10 protein-coding genes are annotated in these 13392 nt (G+C 39.1%); 1 reads left to right on the top strand and 9 read right to left on the bottom strand.

Annotated elements, in window-relative coordinates; all coding sequences use genetic code 11:
• Window positions 1–110: 110 nt before the first annotated feature.
• From IIC38_01895 to IIC38_01860, 8 genes are all read right to left on the bottom strand, one after another.
• The gene (locus IIC38_01895) at window positions 111–437 is read right to left on the bottom strand and encodes a hypothetical protein (protein ID MCH8124705.1); all 327 of its coding nucleotides are present in this window, start codon (window positions 435–437) and stop codon (window positions 111–113) included.
• Window positions 434–808 (bottom strand): YraN family protein, encoded by a 375-nt coding sequence (locus IIC38_01890; GenBank protein MCH8124704.1) that lies wholly within the window; start codon window positions 806–808, stop codon window positions 434–436. The genes IIC38_01895 and IIC38_01890 overlap by 4 nt, the downstream gene beginning before the upstream one ends.
• Window positions 805–1425, bottom strand: coding sequence for a ribonuclease HII (locus IIC38_01885; GenBank protein MCH8124703.1), 621 nt, complete (start codon window positions 1423–1425; stop codon window positions 805–807). Before IIC38_01885 ends, IIC38_01890 begins: the two co-directional genes overlap by 4 nt.
• A 154-nt stretch (window positions 1426–1579) precedes the next feature.
• Entirely contained in the window at window positions 1580–2092 is a 513-nt protein-coding gene (locus tag IIC38_01880; GenBank protein MCH8124702.1) for a hypothetical protein, read from the bottom strand.
• A gap of 59 nt (window positions 2093–2151) precedes the next feature.
• Window positions 2152–3645, bottom strand: coding sequence for a SpoVR family protein (locus IIC38_01875; GenBank protein ID MCH8124701.1), 1494 nt, complete (start codon window positions 3643–3645; stop codon window positions 2152–2154).
• Between the two features lie 23 nt (window positions 3646–3668).
• Window positions 3669–4775, bottom strand: a complete 1107-nt coding sequence (locus IIC38_01870) for a DUF444 family protein (GenBank protein MCH8124700.1) — start codon at window positions 4773–4775, stop codon at window positions 3669–3671.
• A gap of 14 nt (window positions 4776–4789) precedes the next feature.
• Window positions 4790–6877, bottom strand: coding sequence for a serine protein kinase (locus tag IIC38_01865; GenBank protein MCH8124699.1), 2088 nt, complete (start codon window positions 6875–6877; stop codon window positions 4790–4792).
• 1295 nt (window positions 6878–8172) lie between these two features.
• The gene (locus tag IIC38_01860) at window positions 8173–10260 is read right to left on the bottom strand and encodes a S9 family peptidase (GenBank protein MCH8124698.1); all 2088 of its coding nucleotides are present in this window, start codon (window positions 10258–10260) and stop codon (window positions 8173–8175) included.
• A 244-nt stretch (window positions 10261–10504) separates the two neighbouring features.
• On the opposite strand from IIC38_01860, the gene IIC38_01855 reads away from it, so the two are divergent.
• Entirely contained in the window at window positions 10505–11983 is a 1479-nt protein-coding gene (locus IIC38_01855) for a sodium:solute symporter family protein (GenBank protein ID MCH8124697.1), read from the top strand.
• A 568-nt stretch (window positions 11984–12551) separates the two neighbouring features.
• Here IIC38_01855 and IIC38_01850 read toward each other — a convergent pair.
• Window positions 12552–13052 carry a tetratricopeptide repeat protein gene (locus IIC38_01850; GenBank protein ID MCH8124696.1) on the bottom strand — a complete coding sequence of 167 codons (501 nt, stop codon included), beginning with the start codon at window positions 13050–13052 and terminating at the stop codon, window positions 12552–12554.
• Window positions 13053–13392 lie beyond the last annotated feature (340 nt).

Here is a 13392-nt window from a genome sequence, read left to right as displayed (position 1 = left end):
GATAAACTTTTAGATATTTTTTGTTTAGTTTAGAATACGAATGAAAATTTCCGATTACAAGGATGATGATTTCATATTACTTTGAATGTAAGCTGTAAAGATATGAAAAGTTATATTGCCTGGAATTGATTTTTAAAATACATCAACAAAGTAACCCCAAACAAAAGAAAAAACATGACCAAAATAAATCCAATCGATACCAGTAATCCAATCATTCCGATAATTTCTTTACCTGCATCATTGCGTGTACGAATGAATTTCCAAATAACGGTATCATAAAACATCTTCCCGATAAAGATGATCAATAATGTTTCTCCTATTACTATACGACTGAAATCTACTACTCCGTTCATTGCTTTTGTTAATGGCAGCAATAAATAGATCACAATAGCCCATTTACCAATTTCCCATGTGTAAAGTCCAAATTTAGATTTCAAGATGAATTTTCCAACCAAAAGGCATTTTCTATATGATCGACTATATATTTACTCCCATTAAAGATGACGGTCACAATATCAAAGCGACTATCCTGATCGAATAAATCAAATTCCTGATAGTAAGCCATTGCAATTTTTCCCAGTTGTTTTCGTTTTTGTTCATTAACTTTGTTAATAGGCGAACCAAATCTGTCACTCGAAACGCTCTTCACTTCGACAAATACCAGGCAGTCGCCATCCTTTGCGATCAAATCAATCTCTCCTCGATAACGACGGTAGTTGCGCTGTATGATCTCATAATTCTTTTGGATCAGGAATCTTTCTGCGATTTCTTCACCCTTTCGGCCAAGCAATTGCCGATGAGTACTCATCCTGAAATCCAATTAAAAGATCTTCGATGAATTGGGCATGGACCATATCTTTCTATTGCTTTGCGATGAACTTGAGTGCTGTAGCCTTTATTTTGAGCAAAACTATACAAGGGATATTTTTCATCATACTGAATCATTAAATTATCTCTTGTCACTTTGGCGATAATTGAAGCAGCCGCGATAGAATAAGATTTCAAATCACCCCCAACTATTGTTGACATTGGGACTTGCAGGTCTGGTTGTTGATTACCATCAATCAATGCGTAATCAGCCTTGCACGGTAATACATCCACAGCTAAAGACATTGCCTTAAAAGTTGCCTGCAGAATATTGATCCGATCAATTTCTGCATGTGGGACAATTCCAACCCCGATAGAAAATGCAGTTTCCTTTATTAATTTAAAAAGCTCTCTCCTTTTTTTATCATCCAACAATTTGGAATCTGTTACTTCAGGAATCATTTGATCAGCAGGTAAAATAACCGCAGCAGCGACAACAGGACCAGCCAGGGGACCACGACCTGCTTCATCGATTCCCGCAATTCGTTTGTAACCTTGAAGATCTAATTTATTTTCATAAACCAAATTATCTATTACTTGTCTGGAAACCGAAACCATTGTGAATCACTTCTGCTCTAAAAACAACAAACCAGAAATATAAATATTTAATTTCGAAAAATTATGAATTGGATCAAATATAGCGAGGGGAAACGGCTTTATCAAGCCTATTTTAAAAGTGGTTTTTTGAGAGAATTAATTCCATAAAGAAGGATTATTTACCGGGTTTTAAACCAACCTCAACGATTATTTCACTCAAATCATTAATTAATCTTTCCAGCAAATCAAAACCGATCACAAATGATATTGAATTGGTTTCATTATTTAGATTTCGATTTCGATTTAATTTCATATGAATTTTTGGAGTTACAAGTAATTCAAAATATTCAATTACCTTCTCATTCTTAACCGGAGTTTCACTACGCAAAAGAGCCTGGTTGTTTTGATTATCTTTTTCAATAATTTTCAAGGATTCTGGTAAATATGTGATCCGTTCCGTAATTAAATTTAAAAGAGACTCAAATTTATCTTTACCTAATTCCTGTTTTAACTGGTATTGAATTGTCATACTGTTCAATTGGGTTGACAATCTTTCTACGTCTTCAAGAAACACAGTAAACTCAAAATTATCTTTCTCACCAGAAACTCGAAATTGTCTCCGAACTCTTCCTTGCATAGCTTGAGCGCTTTGTAAAATCTTATTTACAAACCATCTACCTAAATCCATTGAATACCTCCAATAAACTTCAAAATTTAATTCAACTAGTTTGTAGCGTTTTCTTCTTTCTATACTGCCGGATCAGACACTTTCTGAAGATTAAAATCTTCACCATCAACAGATAAAACTCCGGGATTTCCATTAAATGTACTTTCAAGCAAAACAGGTCTTGTCCATATTTTGTGTAAATTTTCTAGGGTTTCCTGGGCATATTTATATTGTAGTTCAACACCATCAAAACGATGAAACAGATACAGCTCTCCCCTATTTTCATAATTTGCATTTTTAATTTCAATGGCTGGCTGCCCCAAATTCGTTAAACTTGTTAACAGTTTTTTTTTAATTTTGTCAAACTCCCGGCTATCAATTTTATAAGCCTTATCCCGATTATCAAATTCATACGTGAACATTTTTTGTTCACGCACAAAATCTTCGGTTAGAAAGGTATCAATGAATGTTACATCATTATAAAGCTTGCGTACTTCAAATATTTTTTCTATTCCCAAACCCAGGTGCATATCCCAATTCATTCTACTTTTTAAATTGTCACATTCCTCGAATTCTTTGCCAAATCTTCCTTTATCCCACCGATCTTTGATGTCCCTAAACAATTCAACACCCAATTTGTACGGGTTTAATCTCCCTGTGGAAGTTGCGACAGTTGCTGAATGATGGTCAGCATAATCAATAATATCTGCATCGGTTAAGATTTTCTCAGCCATCATTCGGGAATGCCAATATGTTGCCCAACCTTCGTTCATGATTTTCGTTTGACCTTGTGGGGCAAAATAATATGCTTCTTCCCGGATGATAGAAAGAATGTCCTGTTGCCACTTCTTTATCGGGGCATATTCGATCAGAAATTGAAGGATATCTTTTGCTGAATGCTGCGGAAACACCCTACTTTTTTTAATTTCGTTTTCTTGTACTAATTTCTGTTGCTCCAGAAATTCCTTAGGATTTACATAAGAATCCAGGTAAGATTTGCTTTTCATTTTATACACAATCGGATGTTGTTCCTCATCTTGATCCAAGATATCTTTAGGATTTCTCCGAATGAATGGCGAATGATAATCAATGAGATTCTCGATAGTGAGACAGCTGTCTATAAAATCCTCAACAGTTTCATACCCATATTTTTCAATATAGCGACGAATTCTGGTAGCATGATTAGCCATTTCATCAATCATGCGACGATCCGTATGCTCAAACCAAAGGTTATTTTTAAAAAAATCCACATGAGCGTAAACATGGGCCATAACGAGTTTTTGATCAGACAACTTGTTTGAATTTAGCAGATAAGCATAAGATGGATTGTTATTAATCACCATTTCATAAATACGATGGAGTCCATAGGCATAACTTTTTCGCATTTGCTGATATTCCATACCAAAACGCCAGTGCGGATAGCGATTAGGAAAACCACCAAAGCTGGCCAATTCATTCATTTGCGCGTAATCCACTATCTCAAATATGGTTTCATATAAATCCAAACCATAGCTTTCGGCATATTCTTTAATTTGATCTTTAGCTACTTTTAGTTTTTCAATGTCTAATGCCATAATTGATTTACCAAATCAAAAATTCATAATCCTTTTCCGAGAAAATCTTTAATAGAATTCAAAATATCATCTTTGGAATCTATCTCTGACAAAATCAGTTTTTCCTCTGATCCCAGGTGGTTTTCCAGAAAGTTTATATACTCTCCGGAACCATAATCACTTTTTACCTGGCCATATCCAAATAAATTGCAGGCGGGTAATAATTGATTGTTCAAAATGTCGATACATTTTGAATTGTCGGTTTCACCCCAATTATCTCCATCTGAAAACTGGAAGAAATAAATATTCCATTCATTGGGGCTATACTCTTTTTCAATAATCTGCGAACACAATTTATAAGCAGTCGAAATAATGGTCCCTCCACTTTCTCTCAACGTAAAGAATGTCTCCTCATTGACCTCATAAGCTGCAGCATCGTGGACAATATACCTTGTGCTGAGGCCTTTATAATTTGCTTTTAGCCAGGTATCAATCCAAAAAGACTCAATTCTAACGATTTCTTTCTGTTCATCCCCCATCGACCCGGATACATCCATAATGTAGAAAATGACTGCATTGGTTTCGGGTAATTTGGTTTCTTTCCAGGATTTGTAGCGAACATCCTCACGAATTGGCACTACAATCGGAAATTCGAAATCATAGCTTTGGGAAGATATTTGCCTCTTTAACGCAGCTTTATAGGTTCTCTTAAAATGACGTAAAGATTCAGGGCCGGTGTTTCGAATGACCGTATACTTATCTTTTTGAGTTAAGATGTTACTCTTACCCTTTGGCTCTATCCGGGGAAGTTTTAATTCCTCGCCAAGGATTTCGGCAAGCTCTTGCAAACTAATTTCCACTTCACGGATATGCTGGCCTGGCTGATCGCCAGCTTTGCCAGTCCCTTGACTATCCGGTTCAAATCCAATAGATGTACCTTCTTTACCTTCCCCCTGCCCCACGCCACCGGCTTGCATATAATCAAATTTGAATCTTGGAGTTTCAATCTGAGGAATTGGTATACTCACTAATTCCTTCCCTCTTCGACCGATCAGTTCACCATTTGAAATGTATTTCGCCAGGTCTTTCCTGATGGTTCCTTTTACAATCTTGTTAAATCGAGCAACATCTTTTTCAATTTTTTTCACCATTGAACATCTCTACATTATGAGTTGCCTTTAACATCTCCACGGGCGAAAATACTTGCTACATATTGTAAGACATCCGTAGCACATACATCACAATAGTTGTAATACTTAATCATGCGTGATTTCACAACATCAATTTTTTCTTGGGTATCTTTATCAACGACATGTGAAATTAAGCTGGTCAATTTAATTGAATCCTTTTGATCTTCAAATAATTTCAACTCAAGCGCCTTTTGCAAGCGTTCATTTGTCCGATAATCAAACGTTCTTCCTTCAATTGCTAACGCACCAATATAATTCATAATTTCTCTTCTGAAATCTTCTTTCCTGCTTTCGGGAATTTCAATTTTTTCTTCTATCGATCGCATCGAACGCTCATCCGGTTCTTCGCTTTGGCCGGTATAACGATTTTTTACTTTTTCTTTTTGCGTATAAGCTTTAATGTTGTCAATATAATTGGCACAGAGCCTGGTTAAGGCTTCTTCATCGGCAGCTATTGCACGCTGGACTTCGTTTTTTACGATATCTTCGTATTCTTCTTTTACCAAGGCAAGAAGATCTCGATAACGATGGCGTTGCTCATTAGAACCGATTAGACTATGATGCTCTAGCCCTGATTCTAATTCGTTTAAAACCATAAAAGGATTTACACAGCTTTCGTCTTCATTCACTAAAGCATTAGATATTTTATCCTGAATATATCTCGGCGAGATACCGTCCATTCCCTCCCTGCTGGTTTCCGCCATCAATTCTTTAACGCTATCCTCTGTAAATCCAGGTAAGGTTTTTCCGTTGTAAAGTTTTAATTTCTGCATCATTGTGAGTTGGGCATGTTTTGGATCTTCTAATCTTGTTAACACAGCCCACATCGAGGCCATTTCGATTGTATGCGGGGCGATATGCTTTCCTTTAATTTTATCAGCATTAAAATCCTTCTCGTAGATCTTTATTTCACAATCCAAACGAGTAATGTAAGGAATATCAATTTTGACAGTTCTATCTCTCAAAGCTTCCATGAATTCATTGTTTTGTAGCCTTTTATATTCCGGTTCATTTGTATGGCCTATGATCACTTCATCAATATCTGTTTGTGCAAACTTCTTGGGTTTGATCTTATGTTCTTGTGACGCACCCAAAAGATCGTATAAGAAAGCAACCTCGAGTTTCAAGACTTCAATGAATTCTATAATCCCCCGGTTTGCAATGTTAAACTCACCATCGAAATTGAAAGCTCTAGGATCAGAATCTGAGCCATAAATTGCAATTTTACGATAATTGATATCTCCCGTTAACTCTGTAGAATCTTGATTTTTTTCATCCTTTGGTTGAAATGTTCCAATGCCGATTCTGTCCTGTTCGGACAATACAATTCTTCGAATTTTTACATCGCCGATAACACTCACCCAATCTCCATTATACCGGTCTAATTTTTCTTTAAAATAATAACGGCAAAAGGGGCATAATTCAGATTGCAATACTTTCATGTTTCCCATGAGATCAATTTCAAGATCATCAACCAAAGTTTTTCGAACTTCCAAGGGAATTAAATGAATCGGATCTTCATGCATGGGGCAGTTTTCCCATGTTTCGTTTCCTTCGTTGTCTTTAAGTTTCCAGGAATACGAGTATAATGCTCCCTCATCCTTTAGAGAATAAGCCTCTAAACCTTTTTTAATTAAGCGGACAATTGTACTTTTTGAGCTTCCTACCGGACCGTGGAGAAGTAGAACACGGTTCTGTGTGCCGTAAGATTTACTAGCAGATTTAAAAAGATGGATCAACTTCATCAATGAGAGATCCAAGCCGAAAATAGCATCCTTGCCATTATGAGTCGGATCGTCAAAAAAATTGTAATGAATAATTTTATCTTTGTTGTCAACATATTCATCATATCCTGCAGTCAATATCATATCATAAACACGTTGGTATGCATTGCGAAGAATGTTAGGATCTTTTTTTATTAGTTGGAGATACTCCTCAAAAGTGCCCGACCAACTAAGTTGTTGATAGTGTTTTGGTTCTATCATATCCCGCATTTTGTTTAAAATTGAATGATTTTCCCCATTCTTAGAAGCAACAATTACTTCTTTTTTTTGACTACTCATAATGCCCTCCGAAGCTTTTATTTAATACTATTTCGGCTTCATTCAAGTATTACACTAGATAATTAAAAATAAATTTGTCGTTATTTGGTAAGAAATAGGAGGTAACTCTTTAAACGATCCAAATGGTGGGATGAAATTGAATCGTTGTATAACCCGACTTAATCGTCAGTCCGGGACCATCACGGATCGTTTAGCACCAATGTCCATCTCTTGCCAAAGAACACAAAGCAATTAAATAAATTCAATACCAATCCTCAAAACTATTACAAAGACCATGCCATCATTAGAGGAATTAGCTTTAATAAATTTACCATTCTGAATAACCTAACCTCCATATTTGTTTATTTTTTTTAGTTTCACTTTTTAATTCATTATTCCGATTTACTAGCCTAAAAATCATTAAAGCCTTTTGGATGGTTACTACTTATTAATCTCCATAATGTTCATTTTTATAGAATTTATTTAAGCAGGAAAATTAGAGCTAGAAGGGAATAAAATTCCTATTGATTGCATCGAAGGACAAATATTGAATACAGTCATCATACAAGATTTTGTTCTACAATATTTCATTCTGTTCGTTTCAAAATAATTCAATCCATCGTTTTGCCGGTTGAAAAACAACTAGAATAAGAAAAGCACTTTGTTTTAGGTTATAACTATTTCGATAGTAATCTGTATTCCAATTTAACTTATGGCAATTTTTGATACACTTTTGGTATATGAAATGCTATACACGATATGTTTAATTTTGTGAAAATTTTTGATATTGGGAAATGGTTTGGGATCATTTTTCATTTACACAACGACCCCCTAGCGAAAAACTTTTCAAGGAATTTCAAATCAAAGGTCAAGCGTTTTTAAAAGGATTATAAATGGCGTGAAGGATAATCTTCTTTGCATGTGCCACTCTTAGACCTTCAGCGATTTGGAAAACATAATTGAATACATCATCCAAAGTAGAGGCGATGCATGCATCGCTCCTAAAATATCTGAAAGAGGGTTACCATCGACATATTCCATTGCTATGAAAATTTGTGCATCTGATCCATCAATTTCATAGATAGTTGCTATGTTGGGATAATTTAATGCAGAAGCAGCTTTGGTTCATGGATGATCGTTTCTTTTCTTCTTCAGCCTGACTGACGGGAGGGGTAGAAATTAAGAGCAACGTATCGATCATGTTTCATATCTTTAGCTTTATGGACTACTCCCATCCCATCACGACCCAACTCTTCCAAAATCTTAACATGTGAAATTGTTTTACCGATCATTTTCTTTTATCGTTTAAGATGTATTCATTTTTCACTGAACCGGTCCAAAATAGAGATCTCTTTTTCACCATCCTTTTCCTCATCTTTCTTTTTATCCTCTTCCCGAATCCACGGTTCCCAGTCTATGTCCAGGACATACTTTTGCATCCAGCGGATCTCTTCGATATCCCTGGTGCGTTGGTGCCGGAGTTCACGAAAGCCGTGTGGCTCACGTGGAAAACGCAAATACCGGGCGGTTTTACCCATATCCTTTAATGCGGCAAAGAACATCATGCTTTGCGGTTCCGTGTCGGTGCGGTCGTTGATGCCATGAAAAATGATGGTCGGTGTGGTAACATTAGAAGCATGGGTTAACGACGATTTTTGCCGGTAGCCTTCGGAATTGTTCCAGGGAGTGTCGCCGATATACCACAATCGCACATCATAGTTGAAACCGGGGCCATATTCGGAAGTCCAATCGGAAACCATCGCGCCTACAGAGGCAGCCTTAAAACGATCCGTTTGGGTGATGGTCCAGCCGCCGAGGATGCCGCCATAACTCCAGCCGCGCAACCCGAGTTTCTCCGGATCGGCAATTCCATTTTCGATAATAGTATCCACGCCCGTCATCAAATCCTGGTAATCGCCGCCGCCGATATCGTGCATGTTACCGCGTAGAAATTCATCGCTGTAGCCGCTGCTGCCGCGTACATTTGGACATAGGGACGCATAGCCCAAACCAGCATAAACATGGTATCGAGCGCTGAAATTATTGGTAAATACACCTGCAGGGCCGCCATGAATATTCAATATAAGAGGCAGCTTTTCACCTTTCTTATAGCTCTCTGGTAAGTACAACAGCCCTTCAATTTCCAGACCGTCTTTGCTGTTCCAGCCAATGACTTCCCCTTTTGCCAGCTTAATTTCTTTTTTGATCCATGGATTGGCATCAGTCAATCGAGTTGGTTTGAATTTGCCAACATTAGCGGTAAATAGATCTGAAGGAGTGTCAAAATTAGAGTATGTATATACGAATTTCTTTCGATCTTTCGAAAATGAATTTGCAGATAATGAGCCCACTTTATTGGTGATCTGCTGGATGCTTTTCTTTTTCACATCCAGTTTATACAGGTTGGTATTGGTTCGTTGTAGTGCGCTGAACAGAATACTTTTACTGTCTGGCGTCCAAAATAAGCTGCGGATCCGGCCTTCGAAATCACCCGATAGCAGGTGGTATTCTTTGGTATCCGGATTCATCAGCCAGATCTTGCTGTTGCGCAATTCCCACTCCTTATCATCAGCGGCAATATACGCAAAAGTTTTACCATCCGGCGCCCAGAGCAGTCGACTTTCTGGAGCACGATTTTCGGTGAGCCGAGTCTTGACTGAATCTTCTATTGTCATCATATAAATTTCCGACAGGTTGCCCTGGTTGCGGCGGTTCTCAAAGCGTGCTGTAAAAAGGATCCTTTTGCCATCGGGCGAAACATCAAAATTGCCGATGATGAAATTCTCATTGGTGATTCTCTTTTCCTCTTTGGATTCCACATCGAACAGCCACAGGTTGCGCCAACTACCCGCTCGTTGGCCGTTTGGTCCTTCATCGACAGCAATGGCGTCATAGCCGTCTTTCTTCTTTTTTTCATCTTCTTTGCTCTTGGGCTCGTTGGCAAGAAAAATGATTTTAGACTCATCTTTCGTCCATAGATAGCGCGATAATCCCTTTTTATGCTTGGTGAGTTGGACCGCTTCGCCGCCATTGGTTCGCATGATGAATATCTGGCTTTCTTTGTCTTTGTCTTTGTCTTTATCGCCAACCGACCGAATGAACGACAGCCAGGTCCCTTTGGGCGAAAACCGGAACGAACTGCCGCCTTCTTCCCCGATAAATTGGTATGCCTCGCCGCCTTCTGAGGAAATTCTATAATACTTTTTTTTGCGTTTATTCTTTTTCCAATCCAACTCAGATTTGGAAAAGAAAACCCATTCCCCATCCGGTGACATTAAAGCATCACCAACCCTGACCATGTTCAGACCATCATCGACAGTCATGGGTCTTTGTTCAGTTTGCTGAGCGAGAACGCCGGAAAACGGGTATACAAAGAACAACACGATTAGCGATATTTTTTTCATTTTCATTTCTCTTTCATTTTGGCATAATTTTGCGCCTTTTAATTGCAAAAACAAGGATTAAATTAAGATAAGGAATATTTGTTAAATTACCTTATATTGTCTTTCATTGAGAAAAAACATAAGCCAGAAAAAAAAATTATACCACAGAGGCACAGAGAGCACAAGGAAAAACTCAGTAACCCGAATTTAACATTTTTTTTCTTTTCTCTGTGTTCTTTGTGCCTCTGTGGTAACTATTATCATCATGAACACCAAATACATCTACTGGCTCGGCCTGCTGCTCTACTCCACCGCCGTGCTATACATCGGCTGGAGAGGCTTCCGACGTACAAAAACCAGCCCGAAACCAGACACCGAATTCTGGAACGCCGGTCGCTCCTTGTCCGGTTGGTCTGCCGGCATCTCCATCTCGGCCAGTTTTATGTCGATTAGCTGGTCGTGCGTGTACACGGTGCAACTCTACTATTGGTATGGCCTGGGCGCGCTGTGGCTGGTGCCGATCCCCTGGCTGTTGACCATGGCAGGCTATTATTTCTTTACTTCGCATTTTCGCAAACTGCCGGCATTTTCCCAACCGGAAATGGTCGCCAATCGTTTTGGCCAACGAGCCCGGACGTTTTTGGCACTGCCGTTGGCATTTGTGTTTTTGGTCTGGGGCGGCGCCGAGATCTTTGCCGCGGCCCATGTGTTAAGTCCGTTGCTTGAGTTGCCATTTCACCTGGTATTGGCGTTTATCGCGGTGGTGGTTGCCTCGTACTCCCTCATGGGAGGGTTCTCTGCCGTCGTGATTACCGACCGGATTCAATTTGCCCTGGTGGCATTTTTTATTACCGCTATTGCCTGGATTTCAGGCAGTGTTATTTTATCTGAAACTTCCATTTCGAACTGGCTAACCGACTTACCTTCGCCGCCTAAAGTAAATTCCTCGGCATTGGCTTTTCTGGCTCCCGGCCTGCCCCTTATTTTTTTAACATTGATTGCTTACCTGCCGGGATGGCTGGTGGAAAGCGATATCTGGCTGCGGTTACAGGCTTCCAAAAATGACAGCGCTGCTCGCAAAGCGGTGGTCATTTCTTTTGCCAATTCCCTATTATTCCTGGCTTTACTGCCGATGATCATCGGGTTTGCGGCGCTGTATCTCTATCCGCCCGAAGGCACGATGATTCCCGCAAATTTGAATGACGGCGCTTCGATCTTTTCGGTGTTTATGCAAAACCATGCGCCGGTTTGGCTCAGTGTTATCCTGAGTATTGGCCTGGCTGCGGCAGCCATGTCCACCATAGATACTTGCGGCAATGTAGTTGCGCTGTCCCTGTCCTATGATCTGGTGGAACCGATCCTCATGAAAAGGAAAGCAATAATTAACCAAACCACAATTTCCCGCTGGATGTCGGCTGGCGCGGTCGGACTGGCTTATCTCTATGCCCTGTTCACCGATTCGCTCTGGGATATGTTCTATCTTTCTTCGGGGATTCTAACCACCACGATCTTTATTCCCATGCTGGCGGTCTTTTCCAAAAGTGCAAAAAAAAGCAGCGTCGAAGCCTCGGCAGCAACCGGCTTTATCGCCACCATTTTATTCTATTTCCTCGAAAGCCGCGGCTATCTGGCAGCGCTGGAACCTGAGACTCTTGCCAATACCGGATTGGGATATATTTTGTGGGGGTTGCTGGCGGCGGGGATTGCTTATGGGTTTGGGCAGAGGAGAGGTGAGCGGGATTGACATTATTTAGTTTGCTAAATTATTATCAGTCAGTAAATATTATTTTATTTGATAAATTGATTTAATTTAGTGCGATTCCAACTGAATATTTAAAGGGAGATGATTTGGAAATTGTAGATCAAAATACTTGAAAACTGAGTCTGATAAAAATAGTTAACTGTGCTATACTCAAGCAACTACAATTTAAGAAAAAAAGAAAAGGTGAAACTTAGCCAACCCGAAACATCTAAAAATTCTTATGGCAAGGTGTAAAAGGCTGGGATAAATAGCGGAAGGAGAATCCGGATGTAATACCACAGCTAAAAGGAGCAGACCACTCATTTGCTAACCTCACAGAAGCAGACCTCAAAAACGAAGTCCTTATAGAAACGTTATTTTGGGAAACTTTTTTTGAAAATGTCGATTTGTCACATGTAAAAAACCTGGATTCATGTAAATATCATGGTCCACAGAAAATCTAATCCGGCAGGAACTTTGGCAAGTATCCTTTAAGAAACACAAACAGGTTTGTGTAGAATTGGCCTTCTAAAATTAATTGAAAAGTACGGCCTCAAATAAATAAATCCTCCTAATTCAGCTTTGGTTCAATATGTTCCAATGCTTCCTTGGCCGGAAAATAATTTGGATTTATTTCCAGGCTTTCGTGGTACTCGATCATAGCCTTCGGCCACAGTCCCAGCAATTCATACGCCCGTCCGAGATTGGTATATGCGAACTCCGGACTAGCATATCTCTGCGCCTGTTTCGCTTTTTGGAGCCAGGGGATGGCATCTTTTGGTTTGCCCAATTGCAAATAATATGCACCGATGTCGTTATACGGATTGCCAAAATCCGGATCAGTTTCAATCGCTTTCAAACATTCTTGAATCGCTTGCTCAAGTTGATCCATATAACTATAGGTCCAGCCCAAGAAGGTGTAGGCTTCAGCGGTGGGTTCAATTTCCAGAGATTTTTTGTAATATGCAACCGCCTGCTCAAGCTCGCCGTTCATTTGCAAACGATACGCTCTTTCAAAAAATTGAATCGCTGCAGGATTTGTATGTGGGTTTGGAAAATATTCTTCGACCATGTTATATTAACCCCAAAGACGCAAAGAGAAAGAAGGCAAAAATAATAAAGAAAGAAAGTGGTGTCCTAACGTCTTTGTAGTAAAAATTTATAAACAATGCTAAACACAAGTTAAGTTATTAAAACAGAAACACCATAAACTATTGATCTTATGGGGCTTTCAGCTTGAGCCACCGACCGGATTCGAACCGGTTACCTGCTGATTACGAATAAGTTTTGGCCAGCTTGAAAAGTTCTCCAAAACTACCAAAACAAGCTTAAAAACCACAAATATTGTCTATTAGTTTTGATTGATTTTGATCTAGTTGAATCGAAAAGTGGTAACGTTTTGGTAACATTTT

Source organism: candidate division KSB1 bacterium, assembly GCA_022566355.1.
Taxonomy (GTDB): domain Bacteria; phylum Zhuqueibacterota; class JdFR-76; order JdFR-76; family DREG01; genus JADFJB01.
Note: the sequence above shows the minus strand (reverse complement) of the source record. Positions and strands in the feature narration are given on the sequence as shown.

Coding starts and splice junctions, on each gene's coding strand:
- IIC38_01890 (MCH8124704.1), bottom strand. CDS start 808: ATGAGTACTCATCGGCAATTGCTTGGCCGAAAGGGTGAAGAAATCGCA.
- IIC38_01885 (MCH8124703.1), bottom strand. CDS start 1,425: ATGGTTTCGGTTTCCAGACAAGTAATAGATAATTTGGTTTATGAAAAT.
- IIC38_01880 (MCH8124702.1), bottom strand. CDS start 2,092: ATGGATTTAGGTAGATGGTTTGTAAATAAGATTTTACAAAGCGCTCAA.
- IIC38_01875 (MCH8124701.1), bottom strand. CDS start 3,645: ATGGCATTAGACATTGAAAAACTAAAAGTAGCTAAAGATCAAATTAAA.
- IIC38_01870 (MCH8124700.1), bottom strand. CDS start 4,775: ATGGTGAAAAAAATTGAAAAAGATGTTGCTCGATTTAACAAGATTGTA.
- IIC38_01865 (MCH8124699.1), bottom strand. CDS start 6,877: ATGAGTAGTCAAAAAAAAGAAGTAATTGTTGCTTCTAAGAATGGGGAA.
- IIC38_01860 (MCH8124698.1), bottom strand. CDS start 10,260: ATGAAAAAAATATCGCTAATCGTGTTGTTCTTTGTATACCCGTTTTCC.
- IIC38_01855 (MCH8124697.1), top strand. CDS start 10,505: ATGAACACCAAATACATCTACTGGCTCGGCCTGCTGCTCTACTCCACC.
- IIC38_01850 (MCH8124696.1), bottom strand. CDS start 13,052: ATGGTCGAAGAATATTTTCCAAACCCACATACAAATCCTGCAGCGATT.